Origin of the sequence: Aristaeella lactis, assembly GCF_018118585.1 — a bacterium.
In the GTDB taxonomy this organism is placed as follows: Bacteria; Bacillota; Clostridia; order Christensenellales; family Aristaeellaceae; genus Aristaeella; species Aristaeella lactis.
This window is the reverse complement of record NZ_CP069421.1, coordinates 447,013-461,730: the sequence shown is the minus strand read 5'-3', so window position 1 is coordinate 461,730 and position 14,718 is coordinate 447,013. Positions and strand designations below refer to the sequence as shown.

General features: G+C 50.4%; 18 protein-coding genes. 12 read left to right on the top strand and 6 right to left on the bottom strand.

Annotated features, from left to right (window positions below; translation table 11 throughout):
• Positions 1-180: 180 nt before the first annotated feature.
• From JYE50_RS02250 to JYE50_RS02240, 3 genes are all read right to left on the bottom strand, one after another.
• Positions 181-1,470, bottom strand: coding sequence for a TlpA family protein disulfide reductase (locus tag JYE50_RS02250; RefSeq protein WP_084094076.1), 1,290 nt, complete (start codon positions 1,468-1,470; stop codon positions 181-183).
• Between the two features lie 212 nt (positions 1,471-1,682).
• Complete coding sequence (locus JYE50_RS02245; protein ID WP_179138154.1) at positions 1,683-2,972, bottom strand: TlpA family protein disulfide reductase; 1,290 nt, start codon at positions 2,970-2,972, stop codon at positions 1,683-1,685.
• A gap of 351 nt (positions 2,973-3,323) precedes the next feature.
• Positions 3,324-3,785 (bottom strand): hypothetical protein, encoded by a 462-nt coding sequence (locus JYE50_RS02240; RefSeq protein ID WP_084094072.1) that lies wholly within the window; start codon positions 3,783-3,785, stop codon positions 3,324-3,326.
• 241 nt (positions 3,786-4,026) lie between these two features.
• Between JYE50_RS02240 and JYE50_RS02235 the strand changes: the two genes are divergently transcribed.
• The 12 genes from JYE50_RS02235 to JYE50_RS02180 all read left to right on the top strand — a co-directional run bounded on the left by JYE50_RS02235 (position 4,027) and on the right by JYE50_RS02180 (position 12,146).
• Entirely contained in the window at positions 4,027-4,734 is a 708-nt protein-coding gene (locus JYE50_RS02235; protein ID WP_179138153.1) for a LytR/AlgR family response regulator transcription factor, read from the top strand.
• Positions 4,731-6,029 (top strand): GHKL domain-containing protein, encoded by a 1,299-nt coding sequence (locus tag JYE50_RS02230; protein WP_084094068.1) that lies wholly within the window; start codon positions 4,731-4,733, stop codon positions 6,027-6,029. Before JYE50_RS02235 ends, JYE50_RS02230 begins: the two co-directional genes overlap by 4 nt.
• 91 nt (positions 6,030-6,120) lie before the next feature.
• A complete protein-coding gene (locus JYE50_RS02225; RefSeq protein ID WP_179138152.1) occupies positions 6,121-6,711 on the top strand; it encodes an accessory gene regulator ArgB-like protein in 591 nt (196 codons plus the stop codon).
• Between the two features lie 61 nt (positions 6,712-6,772).
• Complete coding sequence (locus JYE50_RS02220; protein ID WP_084094064.1) at positions 6,773-6,922, top strand: cyclic lactone autoinducer peptide; 150 nt, start codon at positions 6,773-6,775, stop codon at positions 6,920-6,922.
• Between the two features lie 19 nt (positions 6,923-6,941).
• Positions 6,942-7,226 carry a hypothetical protein gene (locus JYE50_RS02215; RefSeq protein WP_143329681.1) on the top strand — a complete coding sequence of 95 codons (285 nt, stop codon included), beginning with the start codon at positions 6,942-6,944 and terminating at the stop codon, positions 7,224-7,226.
• 45 nt (positions 7,227-7,271) lie between these two features.
• Positions 7,272-7,553, top strand: coding sequence for a hypothetical protein (locus JYE50_RS02210; protein WP_084094062.1), 282 nt, complete (start codon positions 7,272-7,274; stop codon positions 7,551-7,553).
• Between the two features lie 76 nt (positions 7,554-7,629).
• Positions 7,630-7,935, top strand: a complete 306-nt coding sequence (locus JYE50_RS02205; protein WP_143329680.1) for a hypothetical protein — start codon at positions 7,630-7,632, stop codon at positions 7,933-7,935.
• A 50-nt stretch (positions 7,936-7,985) separates the two neighbouring features.
• Entirely contained in the window at positions 7,986-8,267 is a 282-nt protein-coding gene (locus JYE50_RS02200) for a hypothetical protein (protein ID WP_084094061.1), read from the top strand.
• A 198-nt stretch (positions 8,268-8,465) separates the two neighbouring features.
• Positions 8,466-9,671 carry a MalY/PatB family protein gene (locus JYE50_RS02195; RefSeq protein WP_084094059.1) on the top strand — a complete coding sequence of 402 codons (1,206 nt, stop codon included), beginning with the start codon at positions 8,466-8,468 and terminating at the stop codon, positions 9,669-9,671.
• Positions 9,672-9,796: 125 nt separating this feature from the next.
• Positions 9,797-10,327, top strand: coding sequence for a sigma-70 family RNA polymerase sigma factor (locus JYE50_RS02190; RefSeq protein WP_283399130.1), 531 nt, complete (start codon positions 9,797-9,799; stop codon positions 10,325-10,327).
• Positions 10,320-11,291 carry a hypothetical protein gene (locus JYE50_RS02185; protein WP_084094057.1) on the top strand — a complete coding sequence of 324 codons (972 nt, stop codon included), beginning with the start codon at positions 10,320-10,322 and terminating at the stop codon, positions 11,289-11,291. Before JYE50_RS02190 ends, JYE50_RS02185 begins: the two co-directional genes overlap by 8 nt.
• A 132-nt stretch (positions 11,292-11,423) precedes the next feature.
• A complete protein-coding gene (locus JYE50_RS02180) occupies positions 11,424-12,146 on the top strand; it encodes a class I SAM-dependent methyltransferase (protein WP_084094055.1) in 723 nt (240 codons plus the stop codon).
• Here JYE50_RS02180 and JYE50_RS02175 read toward each other — a convergent pair.
• From JYE50_RS02175 to JYE50_RS02165, 3 genes are all read right to left on the bottom strand, one after another.
• The gene (locus JYE50_RS02175; RefSeq protein ID WP_084094053.1) at positions 12,121-12,522 is read right to left on the bottom strand and encodes a hypothetical protein; all 402 of its coding nucleotides are present in this window, start codon (positions 12,520-12,522) and stop codon (positions 12,121-12,123) included. The two genes, JYE50_RS02180 and JYE50_RS02175, sit on opposite strands and share 26 nt — an antisense overlap.
• A 191-nt stretch (positions 12,523-12,713) precedes the next feature.
• Positions 12,714-13,631 (bottom strand): ABC transporter permease, encoded by a 918-nt coding sequence (locus tag JYE50_RS02170; protein WP_084094051.1) that lies wholly within the window; start codon positions 13,629-13,631, stop codon positions 12,714-12,716.
• A complete protein-coding gene (locus tag JYE50_RS02165) occupies positions 13,628-14,530 on the bottom strand; it encodes an ABC transporter ATP-binding protein (protein WP_084094049.1) in 903 nt (300 codons plus the stop codon). Before JYE50_RS02165 ends, JYE50_RS02170 begins: the two co-directional genes overlap by 4 nt.
• Between the last annotated feature and the right edge of the window lie 188 nt (positions 14,531-14,718).

Below are 14,718 nucleotides of genomic sequence, written 5' to 3'. Positions count from 1 at the left end.
GGGCTATCCTGCGTAGCAGGAAGCCACCTGGAGTCCTGTCGCGCGCGGTGCGCGAGGCGGGAATTCCGCCCGCGGTGCGTGTGCGTTTCCTTACCGAAACGAGCAATGCGAAGCGCTCCAAGCAAGCAGTGCGTCGATTGAGGTTGCGGAATGCGAATATTTCATTGGAGGTGGATAATATTAGTCCTTACGGACCAATATTATCCACTCTCTATCGTTTCCTGTCTGCATCTCAAACTCCGGATCAATGCTGTAACCTTCCGGCACCTTCAGCACCTGTACATGGTAGTCTGCCTTCTCACCGTCAAACGTGATCACGCCGTTTTCATCACCGGCTGCCATGGTGCAGTTCTGCTCCGTGCAGAAGTTCACCATCACCCCGGGCACGGGTTCTCCGTTCTGGTCAATCACATGCAGGATATAGGATCCTTTCTCCGCAGTCTCCGGTTCCTTACTCTCCACGTACTCCCAGGTAACGTCAAACCCCTCTCCCCGTCCATAGTCAACCAGTTCCTGGATGTCCTGTTCATTCCGGAACAGGTACATCGCGGTGAAGTCCGGATCAATACTCAGGTCGCCTGTCTGCGTCCCCAGGGAAACAACGAACCAGTGATCCGCCATCTTATCGTCATAAACATACTCGTTCCGTTCCTTGTCCAGCAGGGAGTATATGTAGAAAGTCTGATTGTTTTCATAGTCTGAGAAAACAATATCCTTCAGATTATCCTCAGCCTTGATCTCCAGAACGATCCGGGCAGTGTCATCGGTCACAACATATCCTGTGTATGTTTGTTCTCCATATATGGCATCATATTCAGGATCTGTATTGCGGGTCTTGATGGTAATTTGCTTTGCGCCTTCATTTTCCACCCGCATTCTCCGTGCGTCAGAAACCGGAAGTGCCTGCGTTTCAGACGGCAGCGGAATTTCTGTCAGCGCCCTGGATTCTGTATAGTTTTCACCCAGGAATGAGTCCAGCAGCCTGCTGATCTCGGCGCTGTCCTTAAATGCCATCACCTGCATGTACACCGCGTTTCCGAAACGGTCCACAATAATGGTGGTCGGTGTTCCCTGCACGCCGCCGAGATGCTGGCCGATATTGGTTCCCGCTTCCCGTGCCACAGGGTATTCCATGCTGTATTCTTTCTTCATATCCCTGAGAATGTCCCAGGTGTCTTCCGGTTCAACCGTCAGCCCGACAAACGCCACTTTATCCTTATACTTGTTATATGCTTCATTCAGATACGGGAATTCATGCACACAGGGCTCGCACCAGGAAGCCCACAGGTTGATCAGCACCGCTTCATGATCCTTCAGTGCTTCTGAAAGGGAAAACACATTCCGTTCCGTATCCATGGTCTGGAAATCCGGGAACGGCTTCCCTATGATTGAATTATCTTCTTCCGCCGCAGCCGCGCCGAAGATACATAACATCATTATCGCTATGAATATAATCAGGATTTTTTTCATTTCTTGTTTCCTCCTTTTGGGTTTATCGTCTATTTTCTTCCCCCCTCGTATATATAAACGATTCACCCACTCGTTTTGTACCGTTTTGCCATATCCCCGTAATTCCTTAATTGGAAGAAAACAGCACCTGAAAGTGCTGTTTTTTCCGCCATTTTTAAGTTTTCAGTTTTCATTTTTCAGTTTTCAGTAGCGTCTGCTTGCAGACGCATTATTTAGTTCCTTTTAACAATTACAAACCATTCTCCAAATTCATCCCCTGTCTGCATCTCAAACTCCGGATCATAGCTGTATCCTTCCGGCACCTTCAGCACCTGCACATGATAGTCTGCCGGTTCGCCGTTAAAGGTAACTGTCCCGTTCTCGTCAGCAATCACCATTGTACAGGCCAGGTCCGTGCAGAAGTTCACCGCTGTCCCGGGTACAGCTTCTCCGTACTGATCCATCACATGAAGAATATAGGATTCCTGTTCCGTTTCCGGTTCTTCCTCGTCCGCATACTCCCAGGTCATAATATAGTCATTTTCCTCCTGCATATAGTCAATCCATTCCTGGATAGCTTCCTTGTTTGGAAAAATCTGTAATTCTTCCAGTGCTTCTTCATTTGTACTCAGTCCGTTAAATAAGGAAATATAGTAATAATCGTTAAGTCCATTCACAATGTCCTGCTCATAGACATAGGCATTCCGTTCTTTATCCAGCAGGGAGAACATATCAAAAAATCGAATGCTGTCATTGATAAAAACAATTCTTGAAGGATCATCCTCCGCTGTTAATTCGATAATGATTCTGGCAGTGTCCCCGGGAACCACGTAGCCCACATCCTGCCATTCTCCGTATTCAGCATATAGCTCCGGATCTCTGTCGCGGCTGGTAAAGATAATCTTCCGTGCGTCCTCGTTCTCTACAAACATACGACGGACAGAAGATACCGGCAGTGCCTGCGTCCCGTCAGGCGTAGGAAGCCTGTTACACACTTTCGTTTCAGTATATTCGTCACCTGTGAAAAGCTTCAGCAGCCTGAACAGTTCCGGCCCGTTCCTGAATGCGTAATCCTGCATAAATACAGCATTCCCAAAGCGGTCCACAATGATCGTGGTCGGATTACCCTGCCTGCCGCCTATATATTCCAGTATGCCGGTGCCTTCCTCCTGTCCGACCTGATACTCCATGCCTTGTGTTGTCTTGACCCATGCAACCTTCTCCATGGTATCTTCCGGCTCGACCGTCAGACCGACAAACGCTATTTTATCCCCGAATTCTTTATATGCCAGGTTGATATACGGAAATTCCCGCTTGCAGGGGCCGCACCAGGAGGTCCACAGGTTGATGAACACCGCTTCGTGGTCCTTCAGTGCTTCGGACAGGGAGAACTCGTTCCCGTCCGTATCCGTAAATGAAAAATCTACAAACGGTTTTCCCAGGAAGGGCCAATCCACCGCCGCCGCAGTGCCCAGGATGCTTATCATCAACACGATTGCCAGTATCACCAGGATCTTCTTCATCTGTCCGTACTCCTTTGCAGTTTTCATCTTTTTCTTCTGCCCCTACTATATACGATTTCCCCTCTTTTGTCATTACTTTCCCCTAAAACTGTCAATCCGAAACCAAGCCATCGACTGGGATAAAGAATCGATCCCAAATAAACATGGGAACCATATTCTCCCGCCATCGTGTCATCCTGAGCGCAGTCGAAGGATCTCCTACGGATTCAGAGTGAAACAATAAACATGAGAACCATTCCCTTACTATGTCGAAGGCTCATTTATTCAGAAAAATCGCTCCCAGCGGGAGCGATTTTATCCACCATTATTCATTCTTCATTTTTCATTCTTCATTGCGCTAATCCTTAACTCTTAAGGATTAGCGTGCTCCTCCCCGCATCCATCATCAATTACGATTCTCCCTTTCCCGTTTCCGCACATAACCAGCTGGAACCGGTACTCGCCTTCCTCCACACCGGGAGTGATTTCCATTCCCGCCTTGATCTGGTCAGACCAGAGTTCCTTATCCTCTTTATCGTATAAGGTCAGCGTGCACGGCATTGTTGATTCCAGTTCCGTCACGGCCACGCTTGAATCCGCGTGCAGCCATACCGGGAAGCTGTGATCGCCCTCGTGCTCCAGTTCAAAGCTGAATCCGAGATCGAGCACATATTCATGCTCTTCATCGGTCACTACCTGTTCTATATCAATATGCCCCTGTTCATGGTTGTGTTCCATGTGCCCTGTATATAAGAATATCCCGAATATCACCAGCAGGGCAGCAACAACGATGATAATGACACCTACAACCTTGGGCAGCGTCTTTGATTTCATGGCTTTTACTCCTTTATACAGATATCTTTACGGCTACAATACGTTTTTCACGCTCTCCGTACAACCAATTCTGCAAAACCGGTCGTTTGAAATGCAAAACTGGTCATATCATCCTGGTGTTTTGTAAAGTATACAAGATAAAAGCAGTACGAACATTTACCAAATCTGTAAAATGCTGTATATTCTTTGCAGAGACATGCGGTCTTCGGCTGATACGACCTACACGGACAGGAGTGCGCTAATGAATATTGCTGTTTGTGATGATCTTCCCGAATACCGGGAGAAACTGAAGGAGCTGCTGGCACCCTACATTGCTGCCAACAAACTGGATATTGCGGAATTCTGCCGCGGCGAGGATCTGGTCGCTTCCTGTGAGAACGGCCAAATCTGGGATATTGTATTCCTGGATATTGAGATGGACGGACTGACGGGTATTGAAACCGGAAAACGCCTTCGGAAAATGCAGCGGGATGTGATCGTGATCTTTGTCACCAGCCACGTCAACTACGTTTCCGATGCCTTCCGCCAGGACGCCTTCCAGTTCCTCCTCAAGCCCGTACAGGAAGAGGATTTCCGGAAGGATTTTGAACGTGCCCTCCGTGTCTGGAAAAACCGTCGCAGGCGTTACCTGATCAAATGGCGCAACACCAGCAACATGCTGGAATACCGCAGCATCCTTTATCTGGAGGCCTACCACCGCCATATCTTTGTTCACGCGTCGGACGCTGATTACGAATGTGTCGGAAAATTGCAGGAAGAGTATACAAAGCTGAAGCCTTTCGGTTTCGCCCAATGCCATCAGGGTTTTGTTGTTAATATGAGTCGCATTGTCAGCATCAGCAAATCCTCTGTAAAGATGGATAACGGAAGCGAAATCCCGGTCAGCCGGCGCCATTACGCCAGCCTGATGAGTGATTTTAATCTTTATATGGCGGGGAAACTGATATGACATGGCTGTTTTACGCGGTTGACTTCATTGGAAACTGCCTGGATGACCTGGTGATCCTTTCATTCTTCAGGTCTGTTTCCGGCAGCCGGCACAAATCCCTTCGGACAGTGATCATCGTCTGCGTCCTGATGACACTGATGCGAAGTGCTGTGTCTCTCCTGCTGCCCAGTCGTACCATGAACCTCGTTTGCTCCCTGCTTGCCATCGCGGGCCTGTCATCCCTGTATGATATGCCTCAGCTGAAACGGATGATCTTTTCTCCGATCATGCTGATCATGATGTTCCTTTCAGAGGCCCTGGTAATGATGTTCATCTTATTGTTAACCGGCCTATCCCAGGAAGAAGCCTCTTCCAATATCCTGATCTTTACCGGCTGTCTGTTCGTCTCCAAAATGCTGCTTCTCTCCTTCCTGAAGCTGGTTCATTTTATTGTTCCCTCGTTTGGCGAGAAAATCCCCGGCTATCTGCTGGTTCCCCTGACAATGCTTCCGGTGGCTACCTTCCTCATGACCTTTGCCCTGGGTGAATACACGCTCCAGGACGGAACGTCCACCCTGACCTATTATGCCGTCGCCGCCCTGCTGCTCCTGACCGTCGCCAACATCGGCCTTTTCTTCCTGCTGGAATACCAGCAGCGGGAGGAAAAGGAAAAGGCCCGGATGCATCTCATGCAGAAGCAGACCGAAGGGCAGATCGCCTATTACCGCGAACTGGCCGAAAGGCAAAAGGTCAGCAACAAGACCATGCATGACCTGAAAAACCAGATGTTTGCCCTTTCAGAGGCCATGAAAACCGCTCCCGGAAAAACCCAGGAGATCATGGAAAGCATAACCGGCAGGATTTTTGCCGCCTCCCCCATGAAGATCACCGGCATTGATGCCGTCGACTCCCTGATCTTCACCAAACAGCAGCAGATGGAAACCCTTGGAATCCGTTTTGAGCACGCCGTATATATCTCCCCCGGCTGTTCCGTTGACCCGCTGGACATGTGTATCCTCCTGGGCAACCTGCTGGATAACGCGATCGAGGCAAACGAACATATAGTGCCGGAAAACCGTTATGTTTCCCTGACCATCACCCAGCAGGAGCACTGGCTGAGCATCACCATCCGGAACGCGGCGTCCCATGTTGTCCCCCTTGACGGAAAGACCATCCGTACCACAAAAGCGCAGAAGGAACTGCATGGTTTCGGCCTGAGCAGCGTCCGGGAAATCGCCTCCAAATATCAGGGAGACTGCACCTTCCGCTCCACCGATCAGGACTTCACTTCCTACCTGATCCTGCAGGTGGCATAACCGTACCAGATTTGCAGAAAAAGCGACCACTTTTGCATAAACAATTGAACAATACCCCATCAGATGGTATCTCTTTGAGCAGGTGATGAAAATGTTGGCGTCACAGGCAAAAAGGATATCATCTTTCTGTATTTCAAACGGGATTATCGTTGAACAGGATCGGGAAAAGTATGACTACTGTTATGAAATCATGCTTTCCACCCTGCTGAATTTTGCTTCCGTCCTGCTGATCGGTCTTTGCACCGGTTTCCTTGCGCAGACGGTCTGTTTCATGCTGGTTTTCGCCGTGCTGAAAAGCAATGCCGGCGGTTATCACGCGGAAAGCCATCTCGTCTGCTTTGCTGAAACAGTTGGCACTTTCCTGCTTTACAGGCTTCTCGCGGCTGTGATCCCTGCCGGGATCCTGCCATATGTCTCCATTGTTCTCATTGCTTTTGCCATTATCACCGTCTTCATCCTGGCGCCCGTCGGCACAGGAAATAAACCGATTGGCAGAAGGCAGTCCGGACAGTTAAAAAGGGATTGCTGCCTGATTATCCTGTTCCTTGGCGCGGCAGTCTTTTTCCTGCTGTTTTTTTCCGCCGCTCAATGGGCTTTTTCCATCAGCTTTGCTGTAACTGCTGTTTCCGTTTCCCTGATCATCGGTAAATACCAGCTTGCGAAACACGGCCCGGAGGCCTGAATGCATGAATCCGTATATAACGGAACCTGGTTTCCGTTAAATAAATAGGAGGAGAATCAAAATGAAGAAGAAACTGATCGGTATCCTGGTTTACCTGGCAAGCGCAGCCTCCGTGTTCGCGCTGATCCTGGGGCGCATTTCCGCCGCCCGTGCCTGCACCTACTGCTATTATCAGCCCAAAGTACCGGACTGCATGAAACAGGAAGACTGACAGAAAGGAACCTGAAATCGTGAAGAAAGCAATTTCTGTACTCCTTGTTGTCATCCTGTTGACGGCGGTTACCGCGACCTGTCTGGCAGCGGTGCACTCCCATACTTACAACGTTTGGGGCGGAAAGACAGTTGAAAACGCATGGTCTGGCGCGACAACTGTTCAGGGCTGCCACAACTGTCCTTACCGTCATACCCACTATGACGCGCGTGTGACAGTCACATACCTGTGTTCATGCGGAACCTCTCAGACAACATCCACTTATACTGACACAGTCAATAAGTACTGCCCCTACTCTCATTAATTTCGGGACTTATTCAATCAAAATATAAAAAAGGAGGAAAACATCATGAAAAAGTCCATTGCCCTGGTTCTCGCGGTTATCCTTCTCGTTGGCATCATCGGCACTGCCCTTGCATGCAGCCACAACAACTGGCATCAGGTTAACACCTACACCACATCCACAAAGCAGACCATTGCCAAGACGCATGGATGCATTAAGCTCTCCAATCCGCATACTCACTGGCGGTATAATTACGTAACTAAGACCACATACGTATGCTTTACCTGTGGTGATACAAAAACGATCAGGTCTACAAGCAGTGGCCCTGAACACTGCCCCAAAGACTGATTGTTAATTCGAATCCGGTTCCGTAAACGGAACCGGATTCTTTATGCCTGTATATAAGCAAAAAGGAGGATAAAAAATGAAAAAGTCCATTGCTCTTGTGCTCGCGGTTATTCTTCTCGCCGGCATCATAAGTACTGCTCTTGCATGCAGTCATAACAACTGGCATACCGCTAATACAGCTATCGTAGGTACAGGCTACCAAATATATAATTGCAGACAAGGTTCATGTCCTAACCGCTATGCTTCTCATAAGCACTGGAAAACAACAACTAAAATTCGAACAACATATGTATGTTTTACCTGTGGTGATATAAAACAAATAACGACTACATCTGTTGGTAAAAAAGATCATTGTTCTCTTGTAGATCCTGTTCACAAATAGTAATCTAATTCTTATGTTATAAAACATTATTTGATAAAGGAGGACAAGCCATGAAAAAGCCCATTGCCTTGGTTCTCGCAATCATTCTTCTTGTCGGCATCATCGGCTTCGCCCTTGCGGATTGCAGCCACAACAACAAGCATTGCGTAGGTTCTTACACAGTAACCACAATTCAATACATAGCCATGCAACATGGATGCCCTGCAAAATCCTGGGCGCATAAACACTGGCGGTACAAATACGATCTTTACAGAAGGTATTTATGCTATACCTGTGGTGATGTATCAGTCAGCTATGATTCTACAACCTATGGTAAGGTTCACTGCAACTGAAAAAACATTGACCACCCCAACTCAAAAACTCCGCCCCGGCGGAGTTTTTTTCATTCATAAAAACAGCACTCTGTGCTGTTTTATCAACCATTTTTAAGTTTTAAGTCTTCAGTTTTAAGTTTTCAGTTGTGTCAGCTTGCTGACACATTTATTCTTTGTGCTATACTACTCTTATCTTTCTTTTCTCAGGAGGCAGTTATGACTTTCGATTTCACAACCTGTCCCGATCGCCGTGGAAAAGACGCCATCGCCATAGACTGGATCGGCGGCGGCGATGCTCCCGGCGCCCCGAAGCCCGGCTTTGACGCGATCCCTATGTGGGTAGCGGACATGAACTTCGTTGTCTTCCCGTCTATTCAGGAGGCGATCATCCGCCGTACGGAGCATCCGGCTTTCGGCTACTTCCCTATATCAAAGGAATATTATCAGTCCATCATCCGCTGGCAGGAAAAGCGCAACGGTGTTACCGGCCTCACAGCGCAGCATATCGGCTATGAAAACGGCGTGCTTGGCGGCGTTGTCTCCACCCTGAACGTCCTGTGCTCCCGCGGAGACTCCGTGCTGATCCAGAGCCCGTTCTATGTCGGTTTCAGGCACGCGCTGGAGAATAACGGATACCGTCTCGTCTGTAACCCGCTGGTGAAGGATGCTTCCGGCATCTGGCGGATGGACTATGAAGATATGGAAAAGAAGATCGTGGAGAATAAGATCCACGCTGCCATCTTCTGCAGTCCCCATAACCCCTGCGGCCGCGTCTGGGAAGCTGAGGAGATCCGGAAGGCCATGGAGATTTTCGAAAAGCACAACGTCTGGGTTGTCTCGGATGAAATCTGGTCCGACCTGCTTCTCAACGGCCACAAGCATACCCCCGTCCAGTCCGTCAGTGACTATGCCCGCAGCCACACCGCCGCTTTCTACGCGCCGTCCAAAACCTTTAACCTGGCAGGTCTCGTGGGCAGCTATCATATTATCTATAATGACTGGCTCCGGGACAGGCAGGCAAAGGAGGCTTCCCTCAGCTCTTACAATGAAATGAACGTTCTCTCCATGCACGCGCTGATCGGCGCGTACAAGCCGGAGGGAGAGGAATGGGTTGACCAGCTCTGCGATGTGCTGAGTGGGAACATCAACTTCGCCTGTGATTTCATCCGCGATCATTTCCCCGGCGTTACCCTCATGAAGCCGGAAGGCACTTATATGCTCTTCATTAACTGTGAAGAATGGTGCAAAGCGCACAGCATGATCCTGGATGACCTGCTGGTCAAAGGAACCGATGTGGGCGTTGCCTGGCAGGACGGCCGCCTCTTCAACGATCCCTGGAGCATCCGCATGAACCTGGCCCTGCCGCTGGCTAAAGTGCAGGAAGCCTTCAGCCGTCTGGACCGGTATGTCTTCTGCGGCTGACCCGCCGCTCACACGGGGAAACACAGCGAACATGCCTGTGTTTCCCTTTTTTCAGTTTTTTTGCCGAAAATCCGACATTTTCCGCTGGTATTGCGTCAGTATAAGTGCAGGAGGTGAAACAGAACGTGAGCATTGTTAAGGGCCCTGACACTGCTCCGGATCGCGATCTGAGGTTTATCAGTCTTGTGGATCAGTATCAGGAACCGTTGCTTCGTATGTGTATCCTCTATCTGCGTGACAAATCGCTGGCTGAGGACGCTGTACAGGAAACCTTTCTCAAGGTCTACCGGACGCTGGACAATTTCCGGGGTGAATGCAGTGAAAAGACATGGATCATGAAGATTGCCATGCACGTCTGTTATGACATCAACCGCTCCGGCTGGTTCCGGCACACAAACCGTCATCTGACACCGGAGATGCTTGCTGATCAGGCTATGGCTGAACAGCCCGATGAACGCGATGAAGAGCTTGCGGCAGCGGTAATGAACCTGCCGCGCAGGCTGCGTGAAGTGATCCTTCTCTATTACTATCAGGGAATGAAAGTAAATGATATCGCTGATGCGCTGAACATCTCCCACTCCTCTGTATCAGGCAGGCTGGTCCGGGGACGTGAGAGGCTGAAGAATATGCTGGAAGGGAGAGAGTTTGATGAATAATAAAGTCACGCCGGAAAACTTCCGGGCATCCATGGACCGTATTCTCTCCGGTTCCAAGGCAGATCCCTTTCTCGCTTCGCGCATCATCGCTGCGGAGAAAGGAGAACCGAAGATGAAGAAAACATCCGTAAGTATAGCTCTTGTCCTGCTTATACTGATCATCCTGGCCACTGTTGCCTATGCCGCTTCAAAAATGTCTCACAGTGTTAACTGGAAGGGCGAAACCATCAATGAGTACCCGGATACAACTGACGAAGAGTATGCTGAATTCAAAGCCAGCACGGGCATGTCAATGCATGAAGCCTATGAGATTGCAAACAGCCTGGCAGCTGAAGTTCCGGATAATTATTACGTCGAGGTTGAATATGAACTGTCTGGTGACCATAATGCATTTTCTTCTCACCCCAAGCGGAAGCGTTTTACCTCCTTTGAAGAATTCAAAGCATACATGGCGGATTATGATTATCTGACGATCCCCGCCTGGCTTCCGGAAAACATGACAGACTTTAACGCTGAAGTACAGATGGATATGAGTCCCGCGCTCCGCCGGAATAGCATTGAGGTTGAGGAGTATCAGGACGGACCTGCACACTACAAACGTTACACTTTCGATGATTCCCTCTCCGTTGTAACAGGTTATCGGATTGAATTCTATATCGGTCTTGGAAATGTATGGATAGATTCCCATATGTACAATGAATCTATTATTCCTGAGGTTGGAGCCAGCCTGAGAGAAACAGATTCTGTCCGTGTTGTTAATGTCAGGGGAATGGACGATTCACTATTGACATCCACTCTGGATAACCGGATCATCTCTTTGGAAATGCATCGCAAGTTTCCCGGAATAGTCAGGTATAAGGATCTTGATCAGTCCGCTCCGCACTGGGGTGTTGAGGAAAGGCTCAGTGTCAGTTCCGCCGTTCTGGACGAGGATACCACTCTCCGCATCTTCAACGGCGAATAACCGTACACAACCAAAGTCCCGGCTTCACTTTGAAGCCGGGATTCTTCATGCCTGGCGTAAAAAAACAGGTGCATCCCGGGATGTTTTATTGTATGATAGATGCCACACTTACACTGAAAGGCGGTTATTCACATGAACGAAAAAACACAGCAGGACAATAAAGCCCTGATCGATTTCTGGGATAAGGTACAGACCCTGTCGGAAGAAGAACGTGCCCAGGCCCTGGCTGAAGAGATCGGCCCGGACGACTGGAAGACTTTCGCCCCTTCTGAAAAGATTTTTAATGCTGTCTGCCTCCTCGGCAAGCAGCAGAAAGTGCTGGACTATGGCTGCGGTATCGGCTGGGCCGCCATCACCGCCGCGAAATCCGGCTGCCCGGATGTCACGGCTGTGGACGTGTCTGCCGGCCCCGTGGATACTACCCGCTTCTACGCGGATCTTCTCGGCCTGCAGGATCAGCTGCATACCGCCTGCGTCTCCACCGACTGGCTGCACTCTGTTCCCTCCGGAACCTATGACGGTTTCATCTGTTCCAACGTCCTGGATGTTGTCCCGCCGGAGATAGCGGAAGATATCCTCCGGGAGTCTGCCCGCGTCACCACGCCGGACGCCCTGGTTATCATCGGAATGAACTTCTACATGTCCCCGGAAAGAGCCGCTGAAAAAGGCGAAGAACTGGTGAACGGGAACATGGTCTATGAGGATGGCGTGCTGCGCCTTGTTTCCCGCTCTGATGAAGAATGGGCGCAGCTCTTCTCTCCCTGGTATTCCGTTGAAAAGCTGGACCATTTTGCCTGGCCCGGTGAATCAGCCGAGCGGCGCCGTCTGTTTATTCTGCGCAGGAAATCCCTGTAATTTCCCCGGCACCTTCAAACACCAGGCGCACCGGAATGATCCAGCTGCCCTCCCGGTCCGTGAACTCCGCCGGATCGTGAGAACCGGTCAGGTTGATGAGTTCCTCCGGAGAGATGCCCATCGCTTCCACGCGAATGCCTTTCCTGCCCACGCGCTTCACACCGGATTCGTCAAAGTGCTTCATGTTCAGGCGCTTTTTCATCGCGTCAACGGCGGTGTCCATCAGCTCGTCTGTGCTTTCTTCCGCGTCCCCGGGCATCTGGCAGGTGTATTCCACAAAAGCGCCTGTCCGTTCGTCCGCGGCGGTCTTGTCCGTCCACGCGGTGCTGCATACCGTCAGCAGAATAATCCCCGCAATGATCAGAATGTACTTCATGAGATCCCCCTGTTATCCGTAAAAGATCACCGGTCATTCAGCATGACCGGTGATCTTCTTTTTCCGTTTCTGAAGATGCCATAGCATCGTCATGCACGGGACTTATTGTATCACGAAAAAGGGAAAATAGGTGTAACAATGATGTAAAATCTGGGAAAACACACTGATGAACGTTTTTCCGTTTCGCCTTGTTATTTCTTGTATTTCCTCGAATAGGTGAAGATCATCACGGACAGGCTTACAGCCAGGATCACGCCGATATAGATCAGCGTCACACCCGTCTGCACATTATTCCCGAACATCTTCGCCTGGAAGGTAAACAGGTCCTTCAGAGCCCGCACAAACTCACCGCCGTCCAGTCCGCCGATGCCTCCGTCAATATGATCCAGCATACCGCCCAGCAGCGTGTTCCGCAGCAGGATGGTGATATGGCTGGCCGGGAAGAGATTGCAGACCGTCTGCACCCGTCCGGAGAACTGGGAGATCGGGATATAGGCGCCGATCACAAAACCGGAAACGGCGGACAGGATGCCGAAGAAAGCGGAGGAAGCAGAACCGGATTTGAAGAAAAGCACAATGTTCATGAACAGCGCCGTGGAGGAGACGCAGCCAAGGGCTGTCACCCCGTAAGCCTTCAGGATACCCGGCACGGTGATATACAGGTTTCCGAACTGCTGCAGGATTACCAGGCCGATCGTCATGATCACAAAAGTCATCAGGATGGCGCACAGGCTGGAAGCGGTGAAGTACGCCAGGATGATCTGCCACCGGCGGACAGGCGTGGCCAGGATATCCTGGTCCACTTTGTTTTCCCGGTCGCGGGTCACAGTGGTCAGGCAGCTGAAGGGAATAGTGATCGCCGCGGAACCGATAATGCCCACCAGCAGTTTGATATTCGTGAACATGTTCAGGTCTTCATCCCGAATCAGCTCCCGGATCATCGGAGCCTCCGCCAGCGCCTGGTTGATCGCGTCGATGAAAGTGTTCCGCAGGAACAGGAGATACAGTGCGAATACGATAATGGAGGTCAGCAGGGAAAAGAGGATCGCCTGCCTGTCTTTCAGATAGACGAGCATATTCCTTTTGGTCAGTCCCAGGTACATTTTCATACTGCCATCTCCCTTCCGGTCAGGTTCAGGAACACATCATCCATGGTTCCCTTCAGGATTTCATAGTCCAGGATCTCCGTCCGGTTCCTGTACAGGAACTCAGTCACCGAGTCAATGTGGTAAACGTTGTAGTGGTCCGCGTCATAGGTCCATACGCATCCATCCAGCAGTTTCTCATGCGCCGGATCCTGCTCCGTGTACCAGACCAGCCGGGAGGATGTGAACCGGCTCTTCAGGTCGGAGGGCGTTCCGTTGGCGATCACGTGACCCCTGTCCAGGATGACGACCTGGTCTGCGTCCGCGGTCTCTTCCATGTAGTGGGTAGTCAGGAAGATCGTCAGCGTTTTTTCCTCCCGCAGCTTCCGGATGTGGTCCCAGATCATCCTCCGGGACTTGGGATCCAGGCCCGTGGTCGGCTCGTCCAGGAACAGGATCTTCGGTTCATTGAGCAGCGCCCGTACGATGTCCACCCGGCGCTTCTGTCCACCGGACAGCCTGTCGTATTTCCGGTTCCAGATGTCCTTCAGCTCAAAGCCTTCCATGAAAGGCTCGATCCGGTCCAGGACCTGCTTCCGGTTCAGTCCGTAGTAGCTTCCCCGGGTGAACAGGTTTTCCTTCACCGTCAGTTCCCTGTCCAGCACTGAGTTCTGGAACACGATCCCGATCAGGTTGCGGATCTCGTCGTCTTCCCGTCCCAGCTCGTGGTCGTAAATCTTCACCCGTCCGCCGGTCTTTTCGAGGATCGTGCACAGGATGTTGATCGTTGTCGATTTCCCCGCGCCGTTCTCTCCCAGCAGTGAGAAGAACTCGCCCTTTCCTACTTCAAAGGAGATCCCGTCCACCGCGGTGTGCTCCTTGTACTGCTTCACCAGATGCTCCACCTGAATCGCTTTTTCCATCTCTCAACTGGCTCCTTCCGTTTGGTTCATGAGCATCATATCAGAAAAAATCAATAAAAAAAGAGCATGTCTACCAACATGCACTTTCCCTTTACCAACATGCACAATTTCAATTCAGAATTCTGAATTTGGGCGCAGCCCACTGTCCCTTACTACGTCCGAAGGGCGCAATAATTCAAAGAAAATAC

What these genes read in the sequence shown, in the direction of transcription:
- JYE50_RS02250 (WP_084094076.1), bottom strand. Translation starts at nt 1,470, where the DNA reads ATGAAAAAAATCCTGATTATATTCATAGCGATAATGATGTTATGTATC.
- JYE50_RS02235 (WP_179138153.1), top strand. Translation starts at nt 4,027, where the DNA reads ATGAATATTGCTGTTTGTGATGATCTTCCCGAATACCGGGAGAAACTG.
- JYE50_RS02245 (WP_179138154.1), bottom strand. Translation starts at nt 2,972, where the DNA reads ATGAAGAAGATCCTGGTGATACTGGCAATCGTGTTGATGATAAGCATC.
- JYE50_RS02205 (WP_143329680.1), top strand. Translation starts at nt 7,630, where the DNA reads ATGAAAAAGTCCATTGCTCTTGTGCTCGCGGTTATTCTTCTCGCCGGC.
- JYE50_RS02225 (WP_179138152.1), top strand. Translation starts at nt 6,121, where the DNA reads ATGTTGGCGTCACAGGCAAAAAGGATATCATCTTTCTGTATTTCAAAC.
- JYE50_RS02170 (WP_084094051.1), bottom strand. Translation starts at nt 13,631, where the DNA reads ATGAAAATGTACCTGGGACTGACCAAAAGGAATATGCTCGTCTATCTG.
- JYE50_RS02240 (WP_084094072.1), bottom strand. Translation starts at nt 3,785, where the DNA reads ATGAAATCAAAGACGCTGCCCAAGGTTGTAGGTGTCATTATCATCGTT.
- JYE50_RS02180 (WP_084094055.1), top strand. Translation starts at nt 11,424, where the DNA reads ATGAACGAAAAAACACAGCAGGACAATAAAGCCCTGATCGATTTCTGG.
- JYE50_RS02220 (WP_084094064.1), top strand. Translation starts at nt 6,773, where the DNA reads ATGAAGAAGAAACTGATCGGTATCCTGGTTTACCTGGCAAGCGCAGCC.
- JYE50_RS02185 (WP_084094057.1), top strand. Translation starts at nt 10,320, where the DNA reads ATGAATAATAAAGTCACGCCGGAAAACTTCCGGGCATCCATGGACCGT.
- JYE50_RS02200 (WP_084094061.1), top strand. Translation starts at nt 7,986, where the DNA reads ATGAAAAAGCCCATTGCCTTGGTTCTCGCAATCATTCTTCTTGTCGGC.
- JYE50_RS02165 (WP_084094049.1), bottom strand. Translation starts at nt 14,530, where the DNA reads ATGGAAAAAGCGATTCAGGTGGAGCATCTGGTGAAGCAGTACAAGGAG.
- JYE50_RS02210 (WP_084094062.1), top strand. Translation starts at nt 7,272, where the DNA reads ATGAAAAAGTCCATTGCCCTGGTTCTCGCGGTTATCCTTCTCGTTGGC.
- JYE50_RS02230 (WP_084094068.1), top strand. Translation starts at nt 4,731, where the DNA reads ATGACATGGCTGTTTTACGCGGTTGACTTCATTGGAAACTGCCTGGAT.
- JYE50_RS02175 (WP_084094053.1), bottom strand. Translation starts at nt 12,522, where the DNA reads ATGAAGTACATTCTGATCATTGCGGGGATTATTCTGCTGACGGTATGC.
- JYE50_RS02195 (WP_084094059.1), top strand. Translation starts at nt 8,466, where the DNA reads ATGACTTTCGATTTCACAACCTGTCCCGATCGCCGTGGAAAAGACGCC.